Annotated in this window: 14 protein-coding genes and 1 pseudogene; 9 read left to right on the top strand and 6 right to left on the bottom strand. The window is 55.9% G+C overall.

The window, feature by feature from the left end; genetic code table 11:
• Positions 1-65: 65 nt before the first annotated feature.
• Positions 66-1,433 carry a BNR repeat-containing protein gene (locus tag Poly41_RS20150; protein ID WP_146528524.1) on the top strand — a complete coding sequence of 456 codons (1,368 nt, stop codon included), beginning with the start codon at positions 66-68 and terminating at the stop codon, positions 1,431-1,433.
• Between the two features lie 28 nt (positions 1,434-1,461).
• Here Poly41_RS20150 and Poly41_RS20145 read toward each other — a convergent pair whose 3' ends face one another.
• Both Poly41_RS20145 and epmA read right to left on the bottom strand, forming a co-directional pair.
• Positions 1,462-1,941 (bottom strand): hemerythrin domain-containing protein, encoded by a 480-nt coding sequence (locus tag Poly41_RS20145; RefSeq protein WP_146528523.1) that lies wholly within the window; start codon positions 1,939-1,941, stop codon positions 1,462-1,464.
• 111 nt (positions 1,942-2,052) lie between these two features.
• Complete coding sequence (gene epmA, locus Poly41_RS20140) at positions 2,053-3,027, bottom strand: EF-P lysine aminoacylase EpmA (RefSeq protein ID WP_146528522.1); 975 nt, start codon at positions 3,025-3,027, stop codon at positions 2,053-2,055.
• Positions 3,028-3,046: 19 nt separating this feature from the next.
• Between epmA and Poly41_RS20135 the strand changes: the two genes are divergently transcribed.
• The 5 genes and pseudogenes from Poly41_RS20135 to Poly41_RS20120 all read left to right on the top strand — a co-directional run bounded on the left by Poly41_RS20135 (position 3,047) and on the right by Poly41_RS20120 (position 8,250).
• Positions 3,047-4,105 (top strand): ThiF family adenylyltransferase, encoded by a 1,059-nt coding sequence (locus Poly41_RS20135; RefSeq protein ID WP_146528521.1) that lies wholly within the window; start codon positions 3,047-3,049, stop codon positions 4,103-4,105.
• Positions 4,106-4,151: 46 nt separating this feature from the next.
• Complete coding sequence (locus Poly41_RS20130; protein ID WP_146528520.1) at positions 4,152-5,798, top strand: uroporphyrinogen decarboxylase family protein; 1,647 nt, start codon at positions 4,152-4,154, stop codon at positions 5,796-5,798.
• Positions 5,795-6,739 (top strand): CobW family GTP-binding protein, encoded by a 945-nt coding sequence (locus Poly41_RS20125; RefSeq protein WP_197231474.1) that lies wholly within the window; start codon positions 5,795-5,797, stop codon positions 6,737-6,739. Before Poly41_RS20130 ends, Poly41_RS20125 begins: the two co-directional genes overlap by 4 nt.
• 515 nt (positions 6,740-7,254) lie before the next feature.
• A pseudogene (locus Poly41_RS35740) lies at positions 7,255-7,500 on the top strand (M56 family metallopeptidase); the annotation flags it as partial.
• A 6-nt stretch (positions 7,501-7,506) separates the two neighbouring features.
• Entirely contained in the window at positions 7,507-8,250 is a 744-nt protein-coding gene (locus Poly41_RS20120; protein WP_231615799.1) for a hypothetical protein, read from the top strand.
• A gap of 145 nt (positions 8,251-8,395) precedes the next feature.
• Here the strand turns inward: Poly41_RS20120 and Poly41_RS20115 are convergent, their stop codons facing one another.
• On the bottom strand, positions 8,396-9,748 hold the full coding sequence (locus Poly41_RS20115; RefSeq protein WP_146528517.1) for a DUF1552 domain-containing protein: 1,353 nt from the start codon (positions 9,746-9,748) through the stop codon (positions 8,396-8,398).
• Positions 9,749-9,839: 91 nt separating this feature from the next.
• Positions 9,840-12,212 carry a DUF1588 domain-containing protein gene (locus Poly41_RS20110; protein ID WP_146528516.1) on the bottom strand — a complete coding sequence of 791 codons (2,373 nt, stop codon included), beginning with the start codon at positions 12,210-12,212 and terminating at the stop codon, positions 9,840-9,842.
• A gap of 315 nt (positions 12,213-12,527) precedes the next feature.
• Here Poly41_RS20110 and Poly41_RS20105 point away from each other — a divergent pair, with 315 nt between their 5' ends.
• Together Poly41_RS20105 and Poly41_RS35735 are read left to right on the top strand one after the other, a co-directional pair.
• On the top strand, positions 12,528-14,084 hold the full coding sequence (locus tag Poly41_RS20105; RefSeq protein ID WP_231615798.1) for a hypothetical protein: 1,557 nt from the start codon (positions 12,528-12,530) through the stop codon (positions 14,082-14,084).
• Positions 14,085-14,161: 77 nt separating this feature from the next.
• The gene (locus Poly41_RS35735; protein WP_146528515.1) at positions 14,162-14,473 is read left to right on the top strand and encodes an HAD family hydrolase; all 312 of its coding nucleotides are present in this window, start codon (positions 14,162-14,164) and stop codon (positions 14,471-14,473) included.
• Here the strand turns inward: Poly41_RS35735 and Poly41_RS20095 are convergent.
• Both Poly41_RS20095 and Poly41_RS20090 read right to left on the bottom strand, forming a co-directional pair.
• Complete coding sequence (locus Poly41_RS20095) at positions 14,380-15,354, bottom strand: dihydrodipicolinate synthase family protein (protein ID WP_146528514.1); 975 nt, start codon at positions 15,352-15,354, stop codon at positions 14,380-14,382. The two genes, Poly41_RS35735 and Poly41_RS20095, sit on opposite strands and share 94 nt — an antisense overlap.
• A gap of 120 nt (positions 15,355-15,474) precedes the next feature.
• The gene (locus tag Poly41_RS20090; protein WP_146528513.1) at positions 15,475-16,785 is read right to left on the bottom strand and encodes a valine--pyruvate transaminase; all 1,311 of its coding nucleotides are present in this window, start codon (positions 16,783-16,785) and stop codon (positions 15,475-15,477) included.
• Between the two features lie 486 nt (positions 16,786-17,271).
• Between Poly41_RS20090 and Poly41_RS35435 the strand changes: the two genes are divergently transcribed.
• Positions 17,272-20,334, top strand: a complete 3,063-nt coding sequence (locus Poly41_RS35435) for a secretin N-terminal domain-containing protein (protein WP_146528512.1) — start codon at positions 17,272-17,274, stop codon at positions 20,332-20,334.
• Positions 20,335-20,353: the final 19 nt, after the last annotated feature.

Genomic DNA, 20,353 nt, shown 5'->3' with positions numbered 1-20,353 from the left:
GGATTTGTTAAACTACAACGCTTCCGCCTTGATTCTTCCCACCCTGTTTCACCCCCCAATTTCTGATGCCGTACCCACTGACTGCCCGTTTCTTGGCATTTGGATGCTCGCTCCTCCTGCTTGTCTCGTCATCCGGCGCTGGCGAGAGCCTCTCTGCGCAATACCGAATAGCCGAAAAGGTAGCGATCGATCAGGTGCCGTCGTGGGTCCGAGTCGGTTTTTGTTTGCTGACCAACGAAAACCAACAATACGTTGCCTACTACAACGAACATCATGAGATGATCGTCGCGAGCCGAGCACTCGACAGCACGCAATGGCAATCCATCACACTACCCAGCAAGATCGGATGGGATTCGCACAACTACATCACAATGGCGATTGACTCGACTGGCCATTTGCATCTCTCTGGCAACATGCACTGTGTGCCTCTGGTTTACTTCCGTTCCGAAAAACCGGGAGACATTACGACGATGATGCCACAAGCGATGACGGGCAACGATGAGCAAAAATGCACCTACCCCCACTTCCTGAGTGACTCCGATGGCAATTTGCTGTTCAACTATCGCAGCGGCGGCAGCGGCAATGGACGGCGCTTTTACAACCGCTACGACGTGGATTCGAAAAGCTGGAGCCGATTCCTCGACACCCCTCTGTTTGAGGGGGAAGGCATGCGAAATGCGTATCCCCTTGGCCCGGTAAAGGGGCCGGACGGGTGGTTTCACGTCGTTTGGGTTTGGCGGGACACACCCGATTGTGCAACGAATCATGATTTGTCCCACGCGCGGAGCCGAGACTTGCGCCGTTGGGAAACGGCCGATGGAGATCCCATCACGCTGCCGATGACACTTGGACAGAGCGAACTGATTGTGGATCCCGTTCCACCCGGCGGAGGAATCATCAACAGCGGATTGAATTTCTCATTCGACCCAAACAATCGCCCCATGATCACGTATCACCGGCGCGATGAAAGCGAGCACATGCAGATCTACATTGCCAGGTTTGAAAACGGCGCGTGGCACCGGCATGTGATCACCCGCTGGAACGAAGAGATCCCATTTGGCGGTCGCGGGGCGATGCCATTCATTGGCATTCGCGCGACCGCTCCCAAATTGGTTGAACCCGGTGTGTTGGCGGTTCGCTATTGGCACCGAGATCATGGAACTGGAAATCTATTTCTCGACGCCGATTCGCTGTTACCGATCGACCGGCCCGTTTCGATCCACGCAACTTACCCCGAACCCATGCAGCAACCGACGATTGAATTTGAGGGCATTTCGGTGCAGCTTGCTGGCGATTCGGGGCGTTCACCGGATCCGAATACCAAATTCATCCTTCGCTGGGAAACGCTCGGAGCGAACCACGACAAACCCCACACCCCGCCGCTGCCACCCGCCAGCGTTTTAGAAGTCGTGAAAATGGTCAAATCACCCTAGGCCGGCACAGCCGCAGCGGAGCGGAGCGTTAGTCGCAAACACCAAGGTCGCTGTCGAGCGCCTCTAAAATGAGCGTTAATTCCGCTTCCTCATGAACCTGAAACGACTTGATGAAGCTCATGTAGCGAGTCAGAAGCTTTGCGATCCGTTCTTCTTGATCCGCCGGTGCCTCACTGGCGGCCTCGACAAGGCGGCGGATCGATTCGAACAGTTGTGTATGTTGCCCGCGTAATTGCTCGGCTTTCGTACTCAGTTCCGGCGCCGTATCGATTGCTTCTTCGAAATACCCATATGCCTCTTCAAGCGAAAAATGAAGCGCCAGTTGATCACGCAGTTCCGACCACAATTCGACGATCTCACCCCAATGGTTGCTCGCAATTTTTTCATGCGAAACCATGGGACTGATTTTCTCCAGAAGTACTTTCAAATGATGGCTGTCATCCTTGATATCCTTCAGGAAAGCCGCGTTGACGGCCAATCGCCGAGTCGAAGATGTGTTTTGTTTCATGCCAACCGCTCGCTTTAGATGTGAAGAGACTCTTTAGTTTAACGGCTCATCGCTAGAAAGACACTTCCTGTATTGTAGCGAAAGGCCGAAAGGCCGTGAAACTTGGGCCGTTTATGCAATTTCGATCGGAAAGGGGATCACACTCGCAATGGAGTTGGCGTGGGTCTTGACCATCAACAATCGATCAACGCCCACGGCGACACCTGCGGACGGTGGCATGCCATGCCTCATTGCATCGAGCAACGCGTGGTTTTCCGGAAGCGCCGCGCGGCCGCTGGCGATCCGACGCTGATTACTGATTCGCGTGCGTTCGATCAAGATCTCGGGATCGAGCAACTCGTCATAGCCATTTGCCAGTTCGACGCCGCGAGCAAACAACTCGAATCGAGCGGCACAGTCGCTGTCATCGCTACATCCTCGAGCGAGCGCGGCTTGACTGAGCGGATAATTCTTGACAATGGTGGGCTTGTCGATTCCCAGCATCGGTTGGATCCGCTGAGTGAACAACAGATCAAGTAACCCGTCGCGGTCGCAGGCAAAGGAATGTGCCAGCGAATCGTCGATGCACGCAGCCATCTCGACCAAGCGTTCGAGTCGGCACTCGATGGGATCCAATCCGAGCGTCCGCCGAAACAGATCGCGGTACGTCACACATTCGCAGTCTGGGTAGTCGAGTACGGCACACGCGAAATCGCTGAGGGTCTTGATCCCCGAAGCAAGATCGGCCCCAACATCGTACCATTCCAGCATCGTAAATTCGATGTTGTGCTGATCGCCTCGCTCCCCTGCACGAAAAACCGGCGCCACGCTATAGATAGAAGGGGCTCCGGCAGCCAACATCCGTTTCATCGACAACTCGGGCGACGTCTGCAAAAAATAGTCACCCGCCAGCTGGGGCTCGGCGATCCCCAATTGTTTGGCCGATACCTTGATCGGATCAATGTAGGGATCCACCACACAGCCAGCTGCCAAACAGGGCGGTTGAACTTCCAAGAATCCAGCAGCATCAAAGAACGAGCGAATTTGTCGTAGCAACAGCGCTCGATCTTGCAATCGTTCAAGATTCGGAACTGGGTTTGCACGCATAGGTCAATTGAGAAGATTAATGGAAGATTCCAAAGAACGTCGTTACGCCCGACAAATCCAATTCGCACCAATTGGCCAAGCGGGCCAACAGCGTATCGGCGAATCCTCGGTAGCGGTACTCGGGTGCGGCGCCCTCGGCACCGTCGCGAGCGAAATATTGGCGAGGGCAGGCGTGGGGCGTTTGCGATTGGTGGACCGCGACATTGTGGAATGGACCAATCTGCAACGTCAATCACTGTTCGACGAAGCCGACGCGCTCCATGGAATCGCCAAAGCGGAAGCCGCCGCCGAACGATTGACGAGCATCAACGGTTCGATCGAAATCGAACCGGTGGTGGTCGATTTGACGGCCGACAACATCGACCCAGTGTTGAAAGGATCGGATTTGGTCATCGATGCAGCCGATAATTTCGCGATCCGATTCCTTCTGAATGATTGGTCGCTCCAGACGCAAACCGCCTGGGTCCACGGCGGCTGTGTCGGTGCGGGAGGCCAAGTTCGGTTGTTCCGCGGCGATGGCTCGCCCTGTTTCCGCTGCCTCGTGCCCAACCCGCCCGCCGCAGCATCGGTGGCTACGTGTGACACCGCTGGCGTGATCGGAGCGGCGACCCACGCGATCGCCAGCTTACAAGCCATGGAGGCGTTGAAGTGGTTGTCCGGCAATCGGGATGCCGTTCACGAGAAAGTCTGGTCCATCGATTTTTGGCAGAACCGATTCAGGGAGCTTTCCATTGCACCGGAGCTGAGCCAAGATTGCCGAGCGTGTGGGGAGCGACAGTTCGACTTCTTGAATGGGGCCACTTCAACAGCGGGTTCCACGGTGGTCTTGTGCGGACGCCGGGCCGTTCAAATCACGCCTGCGTCCAAATCCGTCGTTCCGCTAAAGCAAGTTGCCCAACGGTGGCAGTCGGAGGGTGAGGTGCGAGTCAACCGGTTCTTCGTGCGACTAAATACCGCAGCCGATTCATCGGCCTCCGAAATCCGCTTGACTTTATTTGCTGACGGCCGTGCGGTGATTGAAGGAACCGATCAGCCAAGCCTAGCGAGATCACTGTACGATCGGTACGTTGGTTCCTGATGCAACTCGACGATAGATGTTCTTTTTTTAGGAGAATCCGAACGCGATGGCCACCAAGAACGATGGGCAAGGTATCTCGCTGATTCGCTCTGCATTCCTCGGCGAAGCAACCCAACGTGCTCCGTGGGTTCCCTTTGTCGGTTGTCATGCCGCGGCGTTACTAGGCATCTCAGCCGAGGACTATTTGAAGTCGGTGGATTTGATGCATCGCGGGTTGTCGACCGCGATCGAGCGTTATCAGCCCGATGGAATTCCCGTTGCCTTTGACCTGCAAATCGAAGCGGAAACACTGGGTTGCGATTTGAAGTGGTCTGCCGACACGCCACCCTCGGTCCGTTCTCATCCACTCGCGGATGGAAAGTCGCTGGCCGATTTGTCCGTTCCTGGGCCCGACCTCGGCCGCATACCGCTTGTGCTTGACGTCACGCGTCGATTGCGTGCGGAGCATCCTGATCTTGCCCTTTACGGGTTGGTGACCGGACCGTTCACGCTGGCGCTGCACCTACTGGGCACCGATATCTTCATGAAGATGTTCGATGCTCCCGAGTTCGTGGAAGAACTGCTGAATTTCTGTAGCGAAGTTGGCCTAGCCATGTCGCAGTACTACCTCGAAGCCGGTTGTGACGTGATTGCGGTGGTCGACCCCATGACCAGCCAAATTGGGCCCGATCAATTCGCCGAATTTGTCACACCCTACACCAAACCCCTGTTTGACAAGATTCGCGAAAAGAATGCTCTGGGATCGTTCTTCGTCTGCGGCCATGCACAGCAGAACGTCGAATCGATGTGCAAAACGGGGGCACACAACCTTTGTGTGGATGAGAACATTCCACTAGATTTCGTCCGCGATGTGTGTCGTCAACACGGACTCAGCTTTGGTGGGAACTTGCAATTGACCACGGTGCTGTTGCTAGGAAAACCCGAAGACGCCGAAAAGAACGCAATGGAATGTCTAAGACTCGGCGAACAGACTGGTTTTGTCCTCGCCCCTGGATGCGACATCGCCTACGACACGCCGTCGGAGAACCTGGAAGCGATCGGTAAACTGATCCATGATCCTTACCGTCAAGAAACCGTTGCGGCGCTGGCCGAAACCCGAACGCTCGACGACGTTTTGGATATGTCCGAGTACGGCAGGACGGAGAAGGTGATCGTCGACATCATCACTCTCGATTCCGAAGCTTGTGCACCGTGCCAGTACATGGTCGAAGCGGTCCAACGGATCACGCCTGAGTTTGAAGGCATCGTGCAGTGGCGAGAACACAAGATCAAGTATCGCGAAGAGATTGTCTTCATGACCAGCTTGATGGTCAAAAATGTTCCAACGATTTGCATTGACGGCCAAATCACGTTTGTCTCGCAAATCCCACCTCGTGATGAGTTGATCGCAGCGATCCAGAAGCGGATCAACCAGAAGATGCGAGACCGCATTCGCGAGCAACACGCGTCGGTATTCGTGTTGGGAGAGTCCGAGGAAGCATGCGAGGAGACTCGGCAGGGTGTCGAACGAGCGATTACCGAACTGGGGTCGGACGTGACCGTCTCGGTCGTGACCGATCCATTCGAGATTCGCCGTTTCGGTATCCCGATGTCTCAGACACCCGCCGTCGTGACTGCCAAATACCGTGTCCAATCGACACAAAGCCTTCCGCCAACCGCCATCATTAAGGAATGGATCAAGACGTTAGCATGAACACCATCCCTGTTTATCTGTTGACCGGATACCTCGGATCCGGCAAGACGACGCTGTTGAATCATTTGTTGTCACAACCAGAGCTTCAGTCGAAACGTGCTGCACTGATCATCAACGAATTCGGTAGTCTGGGGGTCGATGGGCAACTGCTCGCGAATCCCAATGACGGCGTCTTTGAACTGAACCGCGGCAGCCTGTTTTGCGCCTGCATTCAGGGAGATTTCGACAAGACGTTGAAGACGATTGCCAACGTGATTCAACCGGACCTGGTGATCGCCGAAGCCACGGGAGTCGCACAGACCAGTGATCTTTATCGATGGCTTGACGCTGCGGCGGGCGAGAATCGATTTCAAGTGCGAGCCAATGCGTGCGTGGTGGATGCCGTTCACTTCACCAAAATCTTGCCCTATCTAAAAGCCGCAACGGCTCAGGTGGTGTCGGCGGACGCGATCATCCTCAACAAAACGGACTTGGTCTCGGACGATCATCTGAACCGTTTGGCCAAGATTTTGAAGGAGATGAATCCGCGGGCTCAGCAAATCCGCGTCAGCCAGGCTGCCGTCAACTGGTCCTTCGTCGAAGGCCTCACTCACCAAACCTGCAATGCGGCACCGACCACGTCAGCTCCCCAAGAACTGGCCAGCTGTTCGATTGTCGGTCGTAGGTTCGATCGAGATCGCTTGTTGGCTGCGATCGGACAAGCTCAAGAGAAGCTACTGCGTCTCAAAGGAGTCATCGATATGGGGGGCGGCCCCGTTTTGGTTGAATCGGTGTTTGACTCTTTCTCGGAAAAACCCGCTCCCAAAGCCGCATCGAGATTTGGAATTACGGTGATTGGATGGAAGACCACGGCCGAACACTTGAGTGACCTCTTCTCAGAGTCACTCGAACCACCACCACCAAGACGCAACCAAGAAACCGTATCGATTTCGCTTGGTTGAACTCGCTCATCCTCAAGCGAAGCGTGATGAAGCACGAGTGGACGCGATGTGTTAGCCGCCGACCTCTTCCAAAGGCATTGGTATCAGCACCCTTCCTCTCTGACTCCCTTCTCCCCCGCTTTTCTTAAGATCGTGCAGTTTTCAAGTCGTTCTGTTTCGAGGAGTTACCGTACAGTTACCTCTCCTTTGCGAGAGGTCGGTGTCTCAACGCCGGGACAGGCCGCCCCGGTTTCCAAGGGGGCCGTCCACCGAGAAGTGTCGGAAATGCTGCGTCCTTCGATCCAGACGGTAATGCGTCCATGCGAACACGGCTTAGAGAATCGCTCGCTTCCTCCCCGCTTCAATATCCGGCCACCCATTGTGTTAACTTTTTAACTCAATGACCTTGCCCTGCGAGGCACCTCCTGTTTAATTATTAACAGGCAATCCATCGGTTTTCATGATCCCTGTCATCGCAAGGAGCTCACATACCCCCGAATCAAGAACAAGAACTATCCCGCCGCGAGAGACAGATCATGGATGTGATCTACGCCACCGGTAAGGCGACGGCAGCCCATTGGTTCAATCCGCTGTCGTGGTGGGCGGCCCACCGTCTTCGCATCGAAGCAGAGACCGCCTGCGACGCAGCCGTAATGGCGAATGGTTGCAAACCGTCTGATTACGCAAGCTGTTTGTGCCAGATGGTGCGGGCCGCCAAGACAGCACCAACTCGGATGGACCCGGCGCTCTCAATGTCACGTCCATCAGAACTCCCGAGGAGACTTACGATGATTCTAGACAAAAAGACCAAGCATCATGGGACCCGCTTCCCCACACTCGTGCTGAGCTTGATTCCATCAGCAGTTTTCGGTTCAGTCCTCGGCATCGCACAACTCAGTCGAGCGCAAGCCGTCGAGGTTGCAAACACGCCAGTGGAGACGCCAGGCCAAGGCGACGAAGCGTCCACGCGCGGCTCGATTGGGAATCACCCTGATCAGGACCTCGTCCGGAAGTTCCTCGGGAATCCCCCGAAGTTGTCCGAACAAGCAGACATCGGGAAAACCGTCGGGACAAACGCAAGCCGTACGGACGACCCGAGAGTCTGGACCTTGATGCAGACGATGCAATCCGACTCGATCAACGTCGGGCTCGGCCGACACTCCTTGAAAGGTAAGCTCGATTGGTTTAAGCGCGGAAAAGAATTCGTCTATGACGAAGCCCTTGCTAAGATCCGCTTTCTACGGGCACCCGCGCTCGAAGACGACTCTTGGGTGTTCGTGAGCGGTGTGCCGACAGCGCCAGGCCGATTCTTGTTGCACTCGGAGCTAACAAGAGGTTCGATCAAAGTAATCCTCGGCGACCGTCTTCTCGACGAGGGGGTAGGCTACGAAGTGGACTACGAACAGGGAATCGTAACCATCGTCGACAAGGCGATTGAGGAGCAGGGAGCGAGGTACTTCATTGCGGCAGGTGACCGCTCGGTAGGCAACCACAACAACACCGAACTCATCCGCAAACTACTCCGAGAGTGAAACGTCCAAGGCGGTTGTCGCCACTGATGACGACCACTTGCGATGTTGATTTTAGTTCTGACGCATTTGCACTCGTCACGAACGCCAGGCCGTGGTCAGAACGGGGAGATTGAGTGCGGAATCGCGAAGCGAGGGGGCAATCGGCCTAGACCAGCCCGGTCAATGGCCCGTCGCCGCAGTAGTCGGGGTTGCCGAAACTCTCTTCGGGGAATCCCATCGATTCGGTCAGACTCATTAGCAAACGATTGTGCGCGACTCGGTTATACTTCATCGATCGGCCGGTATCCCAACCGAGCCCACCGCCGACCATCACAAAGGGGATATTGTCGCGTGTGTGCGAGTTGCCTTTACCCAACTCATTGGTCCAAACGATCGTGGTATTGTCTAACAGCGATCCGCTTCCGTCGGGCTCGGGAACTTCCGACAAACGCCGTGCCAAATGAGCCACCTGCTCGGCATACCAAGTGTTGATCTTGATTAACTTTTCATAGGCCGCCTCATTGCTGTCGGGTTCGTGGGACAAGCCGTGGTGGCCTTCGTCAATCTCCAACCAACGCATTCTGGCATTCCCAACGCTGTTGGTGATTTGATAGGTCGCGACGCGAGCGAAGTCGGCGGCAAAACTGTTGACCAACAACTCGATTTGCATTTTGGCAATCTGCGGCATGTTGTCGTTTTCGGTTTCCACATTGGGCGGCAATTCGGGAACGGCATGCCCAAGATCGCTGCTAACCGAATCGCCGTCCGCACTCGGTGACTGAGCGAGCTCCGTCTTCAGGTCCTTCTCCACGGCGCGGACCATTTCGACATGCTCCTCAAGGATTCGCCGATCTTCGGTGCTGATCAAACTCTCGACGCGACGGAAGTCGTCCTTCAAATCATCCAACACGCTGGCCAACAGTGCGCGGTTCTTGGCTTGGCCGTAGAGCTTGTCGAACATCTGGTAAGGGTCGCTGATCGGCGCCATAGGCTGATTCGGACCGGCATAGGACATTCGCGTCCATGTATCGGCACGGTCCGGAACCATCACACCAAATTCAAGCGACCCAAACCGCGTTTGGGTGCTTGGATCCGCCTGCAACTTGTTCTTAATGTGTTGATCGATCGAGATTCCCTGCGACCACCCTGCGGGAGTATCGCTGCCGCCTTGGATGTCACCGGGAAACAGTTCCACGCCGGTCAACAAACAACCGATACCTCGCATGTGACCATCGCCATCGCCTTGGATCTTGTTACACACGCCGTGCAGCGTCATCATTTGATCTTTGAAACCAGCAAGCGGTTCCAAGATTCGCTTGATGTCGTAGTCGCGTCCCTCCTTCTCCGGCCAAAAATGCTTGGGAATCACACCGTTAGGGCTAAACAGAAAAACGAGCCGCTTTCTTCGCGATTGCGACGCAGCCCAACCCAAGCTCGGCAAGCCAAACAAGAAATGCGCCGCTGCATAGCTAACGCCCAACTTCTTCAGAAATTCGCGGCGAGATCGGAGAGTATTCATCGTCGTGCTTCCAGGTGCTTGTTTAAAAAAACGGGTCTGCGTTCGACAGGGGATGGAATCGGTTGCCCTAAAGTTTAAGTCAACTCGCCCTCTAGGTTTCTTCGGTGGCCATCAGGGGTTCCGAGGCTGCGGTGGCTGCAATTTGAACAAGCAAATCGCGGACCTTGAACCCGCTGCGGTGAAATTGATCGGTCAGGTGGTCCAATGTTTCGGCTCCGTAAGCGGACACCGGTTGTTTCGTAAAATACTCAAACGCGGCTTCCACAAACGCACGGTGACAATCCGCACTATCCGCCAAGTAGTTCGCCAAGTCCGCGGCTCCCTCGAAATTGACGGTTTCGCTCTCGCGAGTCACGTAACTGCCACTTGCGTCGATCGCTCGCCCGTTCTCCTCAGCTCGCCATCGCCCCACGGCATCAAAGTTTTCAAGGGCGAAACCGAGCGCATTGATTCGTACGTGGCAAACTTGACAATTCACATCTTCGGTTTGCAGCGTGACGCGTTCACGCGTAGTCAGATTAGGGTGTAAATCGGGATTCAGCGGAGCGAACGCAGCATTGGGAGGCCGCAAGGTCCGACCTAAGATGTAACGATTCAGAAAAACGCCGCGATGGATAGGCGAAGTCGTTTTGAAGTAGGCCAACCCGCTCATTAGCAGCGGATGGTTCAGCACGCCGAGGTGCATGTCCGCATCGCTGACACTTCGCCGCAGCGGCGCGCCAGCGGATTCGGCTGGCTTCCAAGCGTCACCATAAAACGCTGCCATGCGATCGGTGGTGTAGGCCCAATCGGCCTCAAAGAACTGTCGGAAATCACTGGCTTCACTCCAGACCACTTCGTCGACAAACGCATCGAAGGACGCTCTTAAGTCGGCCACCAAGCGTTGATCAAATCCAGAGTGCTGGTCATTGTCTTTGGTAATTTCGTCGATGCTGGCGACGTGGAACCAGTGGTACAAGAACGCTCGAACTTTGCCGCGGGTACGATAATCATCGACCATGCTCCATGCTGCCGCGGTTACCTGTTGTTCATTTTGTAGTTCGTTCTTATCAATCTTTTTCAGCAACCAATCGTCCACGGGCAAAGAGTCGTAAAGGGTCAAAGCCAACCGATTGGCAACCTGCTGCGACTTCGACCGATTCGAGTCGAGCGTCGGATACAAGAATCGCGGCGACTTGAGCGACAACAGGCAAACCCGCCGAATCGCTTCCGCATCATCCTCGGTCGCATCGACTTGTTTATCGATATAGACCTGTTTCGTCTCTGAGTCTAACGGGCCGCGAAATGCGGTCTCGACCATCTCGGTTAAAAAAGACCGAAGCTGTCCGCGATTCTCATCGGAATCGTTTTTATGCTTCTTGCGATAACGCGGCCACAACTCGCTCGATGCAAATTGCGAGAATTCGACGGCAGCCTGTGTCACTGCATCATCCCAAATCCGGCTCACTCCCGTGCCCCGTTCGTAACCATAACTGCTGTCGTCCGGCGGCAACTTCGTTTGAACCGCGAACGCAGCAGGAAAGCTGGTCGAAAGCAAATTGCGTGAAGGAATCACCTCTTCGCTGCCTCCCGGAGGCACCCAGCAAAGCGAAACGGACGCCGGTGGTTGCTCGGTTTTGCGTTTCCGTTGAATAAACGAAAGGTCAAAGGGATAGCCACGTCCGGCGATCAAGCGAATGCGCCTACGGAACTCCGTGCGTCCCTCGGACTGCACGTGATTGTCGATCAGCGTTCGTTCGCTGTCGCCAAAATCCAAGGTACACGAACACGTGCTATGAAGGATGATCTCGTACTCGCCCGATCGATCCGCCTTCAGCGTGCCAGACCAGTAAATGTAGAACTCTTCGGGCTGGATGCCCTCACCAGGCCCTTCGCGTCCAAAATCAAAATCGATGACCGGATCGACTCGCGTGATCTTCTTATTCTCTTCCTTCCAACGGGCGCCGTCAAAGTAGATCCCCTCGACCCCCTGCTCTTGATGCATCCAACTGTTGCCAGCAAAGTGGGCGTAAAGATCCGCGAGACTCTGGCGAAGTTGTTCGCCAGTCAATCGTGCAAACGCCCGCTTGGCGGGCCGATTCCTCAGTCGCGCGGCCTCGCTATAAAACGCATGGTGGATGTAGGCCGCAACGGCCTCGGCATCCTCGCCAACACACGCATCGGGATCTTCCTCTGGCATCGTTTCCGCGATCACCTCCGCTAATTGCCCCACCGAGAAATCGCCTACCAATTCCGCTGCGTACTCACTCTCTACCCCCTCACCCTGCTGGCCGTGACACGATGCACAGCCCTGGGAATAGAGACTCTCTCCGAGTGCCAAATCGGCCTCGTCCGCGACCGTCACAGGACTCAGATGCGCACAAAACCACACTACCGCCAGCAACGGAAGCGACAAGGAGCGGGGAAGGGATAGCGCCATGGCCACTGGAATCGAGGCAATGCGTTGGAGGGGGGCGACGAACATGATGGGTGTTCTGGAAGGGGGGGAAAGTTGTCGTGCCGGAAAAGGCTCGACGGCATGGATTGCGTTTCGGTGGGACAGCCCGATTATACCACACCGGCAATCGAGGAACAGAATCGAGGCCGATGGGCTACCCACATCGCGTCGGTGATCGCTGAATTCGCTTGGATCACAACACAATCCCAACGAGTGACGAGAGCGGGCCAAACTGCCCCCCGATCGGTTGCTCGTTTCGCCAACGGTCGCGCCGCATTGCGTTGACTTTGCGGGCCATGGCGTAAATTCCGATTGTACAGGTGGCCCCGCACCGAAGAAACATTGCGTACGACCGCTGGAGTCGTGCCCCCCTACGCGATCATGCTGCTAAAGAGACAAGATTCGATGAAGATGCTCTGCTCGCGACGAGCTTTCCCCCTATTCGCCTACGTGATTGGTGCGGCCGCATCGTCGTTCTTTCTGTTTTTGACGACGTCGACCACTCAGGCAGCAGACCCTGCGACCGAATTAGCCGTTTTTGAACCCACGCTCCATTCACCACGCCCCCTGCTGACACTGCCCGCGGAAACGGACGTACAGGTTGCTGAGCGGGAGCAGTGGCTTAATTTGATTTCGGCCGAGACGGTCGAGTTGCTGGACACCTCCGCCGCCAGCATTGCGCAGATCAATTACTGCTCCGAATGCTCACCCGTGCTAACGACCGAGCCTCCGCCAAAAGGTTTTACGGTCGGCGCGTTTCGCATCATCCCTTACGGAACCATTTGGGCTGACATGGTTTTCGCCACCAGCCGCACCGTGCCGGGGCGATTCGCATTGTGGATCGCGTCCGAACAGGACCAAGGCGAAGCGGCGTTCGAACTTGACGCGAGACGAAGCCGTGTCGGGTTGGATGTGCTCGGTCCCTCGATCGGCTGTTTAGACAGCGGCGCCAAAGTGGAAGTGGATTTTCTCGGCAACTTCACGACGGACAACCAACCCGATGTTCGCCTGCGCCATGCCTACTGGGAAGCCAAGAATGACGATACTCGGCTGCTGGTCGGACAAACCTGGGACATCGTGTCGCCGCTGTTGCCCAATACGGTGAATTTCTCCGTCCTCTGGGCTGCGGGGAACGTGGGGTTCCGCAGGACCCAAGCGAGAGCAGAGCGCTACATCGATCTCGGCTCCGGAACAACGTGGAGCCTGCAAGGCGGGATCGCTCAAAACATCATCCAGGACTTGGCAACCGGATTCAGTGCCGCCGGAGTCACTCGCGAATCAGGCAGTTGGCCCATGCTTCAGGGACGTTCCGCGATCGCATTCAATAACGTGGTCGCAGGCGGCAAAACGCTGGCCCTCGGCGTTTCCGGTCATCTCGGTGAAACAGGCTTCGATTTCAGCGGCGGGCATCCAGCCAACCCCGCCTTAGTGGCCGAAGATGACGCACGGATTGAAACGTGGTCCTTCAACGGGGACGCAACGATCCCGCTGACCGAGCGCATGAGCTTTCAAGGTGAGTTCTTCACCGGATCCAACCTAAGCAACATTCTCGGCGGGATCAGTCAGGGAGTCTGTCCCTGCTTGCGAGTTCCCATTCGTTCCACCGGAGGATGGGGAGAGCTGTCCTATGTGCTGAACAAGAAATCATCGCTTCACTTTGGCTATTCGATTGATGACCCCAACGATGCCGACAGCTTGATTGGACGAACGAAAAACCAAGTGCTGTACGCGAACATTTTCTATAAGTTCACCGACAACCTGTTGACCGGTTTCGAAGTATCGAATTGGCGAACCGACTACCACAATCGGACCAACGAACCGGGTTACACGTTCGTCTCTGCGCCGACCGAACCCGGCAAAGCTGTGCTGCTGGATTGGATGATGCGGTACACGTTCTAGTTCAAGTTGGCTCTCGTCTAGAGCATGGATGGTAGAATAAGCATGAATCCCCCCCAACCAACGATCGAGAAACGGAAATGACCTTGCCGAAGCTCATTGTTTTCGACCTCGACTTTACACTTTGGGACTGTGCCGGAACTTGGTGCGACTGCCTTGCACGGCCGTTTCGCGTCCATGCTGGGCGCATTCTTGATCGCGGGGGTCGGCGGGTGACCTTTTACAAGGACGTGCCTTCGATCCTTGATTTCTGTGACAGGAACGAGGTGGCCATCGTCGACAACGACGCTGATCTTGATTATCGCACCGCCGGCATCCCGTACGTCTTGCCTGGCCAAGCGGACCACCATGTTAAGAACAGCTTCAGTTGTGAATCGGCAAACTCTCGCTGACTTGGACTCAGTGCATCGGTCGCTTCCAAGGCATGGCTGTATTCGGGGTTGCCCATTTGGACCATCAAGTGTTTGTAGTACAGCACCAAGTCGGGGCCTTCATCGAAGGTGGACAAGACTCTCAAGGCTTCGTCAAGTTCCTTTGCAAACCGTCGTGCTTCCGCATCCCCGAGCTGGGCTGCTTGACATAGCGACACCAACGCCAAGACTTGATCGGGCAAACAATTGCCGATTCCCGTGATTGCGCCTTTTGCGCCACAGTTTATAAAACCATGGAACACTTGCGTGTCAACGCCGGCCATCAGCAGCACGTCCTGGTCGGCGTGGGTGATGAACTCTGCGGCATAGCTTAGCGATGCCGCACCACCGAATTCTTTGAAGCCGACCAGATTGGGAAATTCACGGCGAAGGTCAAAGAACAAATCGGCTTTGGTTTCATAGCCGTAGTAGGGGCTGTTATAGATCACCGCTGGCAACCGAGGTGCTGCCGAGAAGACGCGAGCGAAATGGGCCCGCTGGGCGGACGCCGATGTGCCTCGCGACAGCAACCGTGGGATGACCATCAAGCCTTTTGCACCCACCCGTTGAGCATGCTCGGCATGACTGGCTGCCGCCGCGGGACTGGGGGCTCCGGTGCCGACAATCACCGGCACACCCGCCTCAGCCAACTGACGCACGCCCTCTTTCCGATCGGCATCGGACAACAATGGCCATTCCCCCATTGATCCGCAATAAACCACCGCATTCATCCCTCGATCGATCAATCGTTTGGACGTTTCAACAAGCGCCACAAAGTTCGGCGAACGGTCAGCGTTGCAGGGAGTCATGACTGCGGGAATGCAGCCACGGAAGACACTGGAGTCAAAATCGGAAGAAGTCATGGTCGGATATTCGCAGAAGATAGAGAGAGAGCCGCAATGAAGGTCGACGAGCCTAATAAGAATAGCGAACTCGCATTCTAACCTCCTCACACGCGTTTGCGACCAGTCAGCGGATGTCGATCAACGTTTTTCGGCGTAGGCCTTGGCCACTTCTTCGGCAATGACTCGGTACCCCTCTCGCACCGCCTGTTCAGGCATCGTAAAGGTCACGCGCAAGCACTCGTCCCGATGACGCCATGGATCATCATCAAGACCAAAAAAGAAATAGTTGCCGGGAACGACCAAAACATCGCGTTGCTTGAGCCGTTGGTACAACTCCATCGATGTGATCGGTAACCCCTCAAACCACATCCATAAAAAGAACGCACCCTCGCTGACGTGAATTCGATAGGGCAACTTCGGGTCGAAAAACTCTTCCACCCACCGCTCCGCCTGCTGTGACTTGCTGCGGTAATACGGCTGGATCACATCTCGACTGAGTGTCAAGATCTCACCACTCTCGATCAGCGGCGTCACCATGGCTTGACCGATGTTCGTGTTTGCCAAACCGATGATCGACATCATCGATTCGAGAGAGCGAATGATCTCGGGACGAGCGATGACGATGCCCGTCCGCGTTCCCGGCAACCCCAGTTTTGACAAGCTCAGCGTCAAAATGATCTGGTCGTTCCACACCGGGGTCGCGTCAGTGTAGATCGCATTTGGAAACGGAGCACCGTACGCATTGTCAATGATGAGCGGAACGTCGTGCTGCGTGGCGAGCTTAGCCAAGCGGTCGATTTCCGTGTCGGTCAAGACGTTTCCGGTTGGATTCGTTGGCCGCGAAACACAAATCGCAGCCACGTCTTCGGCAACCGTTAAGGCATCAAAATCAACGCGATACTTGAACTGGTGTTCGCCCATCCGCTCAATTCGTGGTTTGACAGCACGAAACAGCCCCAAATCATCTTTGCGACCATCGCTGCTCGGTGGTCCACCATCCACCGCTTGATTGGCATAACCAATGTACTCAGGCACCAGCGGTAGCAACACCTTTTTGCGGCGACCGTCACGAAACTTACCGGCCAACGAATTGAACAGCATGAAGAATGCGGTTTGGCCGCCCGCGGTAACCCCAACATGCTCGGACGTGATGTCCCAGCCAAATTGGCGTCGAAACAGCCCCGCCACCGCCTTACGAAATTGCGGATTCCCAGCGGGAGGCTCATAGTGCCCCAGCGCATGTTCGAGTGCACCCTCTTCGCCAAGAACGCACTCCATCCGTTGGCGCCACAAGGCATCCATTTCGGGAATGTGGGCGGGTTGTCCCCCTCCCAGCATCCGGACTTGATCGCCACCTTTGGCCAAGGCATGACCAAGGTCATCCATCAACTCTCCGATGCCACTACCGCCGCAAAGCTGATCGCCAAATTCAGATAATTCCCAAGTCATGATTGTCTTCGGTTACTTCCAAGCATTGCGATGCATCACGTGTCGATACGGTACATCATGTGAAAAGGAGACGCCAACGCGTCTTAGGGGTTCACCTGATTGAGGGTCAATTGCGATCCGTTCCGCAGTCGATCGAGACTCTCGGCGGGCAATGGGCCAGTCAGAAAAATTCGGGGTCGGTCGGTCATAGGTCCATTGAGGGGGGATCGAGGATGCAGACGAAACTGGTTCGCGAGAGCCGGAATATCCGACATCTGACAAAAAAACGCTGAAACTCTCGACGGTTTCGGGGGTTAGATAGGTTGTGCGCGTTTCAATCGGCATTTTTGCCATAAAACACGCCACGATGTGGGCGGTTTCGCCGCCAAACCATGATAATTCGCAGCAAGTGGTGACTATGATGGGCTATTTACCCTGTGATGGCCCCCACGAAAAGGGCTGCACCACGGCTACCGCGTTCCTTTTCTCGATTCTGCTAATTTGAATATGAAAAATTCAATCATTACTATCGCAATCCTGCTGATCGTTGTGGCGATGTCATCGAAGTATGCTTCGGCGCAGAGCGGCGAGGCAGTGGAATCGACTCTGGCTGCGGATGCGACCACGCAGGAAAGCGTCGAGTCCTTGGAATCGCCGCTGGCTGCGGATGCAACCGCACAGGAAAGCGTCGAGGCTGTGGAATCACCGCTGATAACGGATGCTGCCGCAGAAGAAAGCGTCGAGGCCGAGGAATCCCCCCTTGCTACCGAAGCGGCCGCGGAGCAGGTCGGCATGCAGCCGATGGCATCTCAGCCCACCGTGGCTCCGGCGGCCGAAACCGGCCAATTGGTCTTCAACTTCTCTGGAACCGGTTGGCAAGACGTGTTGGAGTGGTTCGCCGAAATGGCCGACCTTTCGCTGCAAATCGACCGTTATCCGGCAGGAACCATTAGTTTTGCCGACCCCTCTCGCTCGTACAGCGTTGACGAAAGCCTCGATATCCTCAATCGACTGTTGTTAGACCGTGGCTATGCCTTGGTACGTCGTGGCCGGATGTTGCTGCTGATCGATTTGGAAGTTGACAACGCCGCAAATCTGATCAGCGAAATGGCCGAGTTGGTTCTTCTTGAGGAATTGGACGGACGAAGCCGTAGTGATATTGTCAGTTGCGTTTTTCCCTTGGGCAGTCTGACACCCGATTCCGCCCGTGAAGAATTGGCCCAGTTGATCGGGCCTTGGGGCCGCGTGATCGTATTGGACAGTGCCCGGCAGGTGAAAGTGACCGAAACGGTCAGCAAATTGTTGGCGATCCGCCAATTGCTCGAAAACGCCAAGCAGGCAGAATCGAGTGTGGTAGAAATCATTCTCACCAACCGTGGCGCTGACGAAATGCTCGAGCTTGCCCGACCCTTGATCGGGCTGGAACCAGGAGCGAATTCCGACGAGTCCATCCGCATCGCGGTCGGCCTGTACGGCGAACGCATCTACGCCACCGGTTTACCAGGAAAGGTCAGCTTGTTGGAAAGCATTATTGAAAAAGCCGACAAGCCGCTGGCGACCTCCGACGCCGACGCCGGAAATGAAGTCATCTTGCCCGTCTTCCAGACGCACTCGGTCACTCAGGCCGATAGTTCGACGGTCTTTGACGTCCTGCAAACGCTGCTGGCGGGGACGCCGGATGCTCGAATCGCCGTCGATCCCAAGACCAATGCGATTGTCTCTTACGCGCGCCCCGAGACGCAAGCTTTGATCAGCGAAACGATTGCGAAATTAGAAGGCAACGGGCAAGACTTTAAAATCATCAACCTGAAGCGACTCGATCCAGCCCAAGCCTTATTGACGATCAATAAATTCTTTGGCGTGACCGAGGAAGGCGGCCAAGGACCGACGATCGACGGCGATCCGGTCACGAACCGATTGTGGGTTCGCGGCACGACCGAGCAAATCAAGATGGTCGAGCAATTGATCGGTGAATTGGAAGGTGACGATTTGCTTGGCGCCCTGAGCGATAAAGTACGCGTTTTGCCCTACACGGGGCAACCCGCTGCCGATGCGTTGCAACAGGTCCAAGATGTTTGGTCCGTGTTGGGCCGAGGAAACCAGATTCGCACGATCAGCCCATCGAGTGGTGGCGGAATGCGAGGCGGAATGCCGGATCGTCGTGTTCATCCACGCCCCGAACCCAATCAAACGAACGGACCTGCCACGCAACCCGACAAGCCGACCTCGCCCGACCAGCCTGATTTTGCCCGCCGCCCGACCAGCGAGGTTGCCAACCCATTCCGCGAGCAACATTTGGTGACCACCCAGGTGGGCGAACTTGCGTCGGTCACCGATTCGGCGGATACCGATTCGAACCGTGCCGCTGCACCGCAGAGCGATCCCCCTTCGATCAAATTAGACTTTCAGGGTGCGGACATCGTCGTCCAATTTTCACCGGCGGGAATGATCGTCGCTTCGGAAGACACCGAAGCGCTCGATGCCTTTGAATCGCTCATGCAATCGTTCGCTTCCCAATCGGCGATGAGCAACAGCTTGCCAACGATTTTTTGGCTTAAGTATGCCAAAGCCGACGTGACGGCCGAGTTGGTTAGTAGTATTTTGGGCGGGGGAGAGAGCTCGTTGTCCTCCATGACCGATTCGATCAGCAGCGGATTGGGCGGAATCGGTGGTGGGATGCTCGGTTTGTTGGGAGTCGGCGGTGGCGGTGGTAGCGATTCGTCTGCCAAGAGCGTGTTGACAGCCACCGGCTCGGTCAGCATTGTGCCCGACGCTCGGCTGAATGCCCTGATTGTTCAAGCAAACCCGATCGATCTTGAATTGGTCGAACTGATCCTGCAAAAAATCGACATTCAAGAAAGTCCCGAGGATGTCGAGGTCGTTGCGAAACCGGCTCTGATTCCCGTCATTTATCAAGACGCAAAGGATGTTGCCGAAGTCGTCAAGAGCGTCTTTGCCGATCGGATGCAAGAGGCCTCGAACAGCCGCAGCGGCGGCGGAGGCGGAGGCGGCGGTCAACCGAGCCCTCAAGAGTTGATTGCCGCGCTGCGGGGTGGTGGTGGACGGGGCGGCGGAAAACAAGCAGCGGAGAGCGAACCCTCCAAGATCACCGTGGCGGTCGACGTCCGCAGTAATTCCTTGGTCGTGACCGCGACACCTCAAGATTTCGAAGAGGTGCGACAATTGGTGATCGCCCTCGACGAAGGTGGCATGCAAAGCGAAGAAAGCGTCGAAGTGGTAACCTTAAAAGGCAACATTAAGGCCGATGTGGTCCGACAGGCACTTGAGTCGGTACTAGGAACAACGGTAAAAAGCACCAGTGGTGCGTCATCAGGAGCTTCGTCCAGCAGCTCAGGCGGCTCGACACCGGCTGCGAGTGGCGCCCCAAGTTCCGACGAGATTCGACGGCGGATCGAGATGTTTCGCTCGATGCAAGCCGGCGGCGGCGGCGCGCCAGGCGGATTCGGTGGCCGCGGTGGTGGAGCAACAACGTCGGGCCGAGGAGGAGGAGGAGGAGGAGCACCAAGCGGACGCGGCGGTGGAGCACCCGGCGGACGCGGTGGTCGGTAAGTTCGTGTTATAAGGGATG

The organism is Novipirellula artificiosorum (genome assembly GCF_007860135.1).
In the GTDB taxonomy this organism is placed as follows: Bacteria; Planctomycetota; Planctomycetia; order Pirellulales; family Pirellulaceae; genus Novipirellula_A; species Novipirellula_A artificiosorum.
The sequence above is the reverse complement of the archived record's forward strand: the minus strand, read 5'-3'. Positions and strand labels throughout refer to the sequence as shown.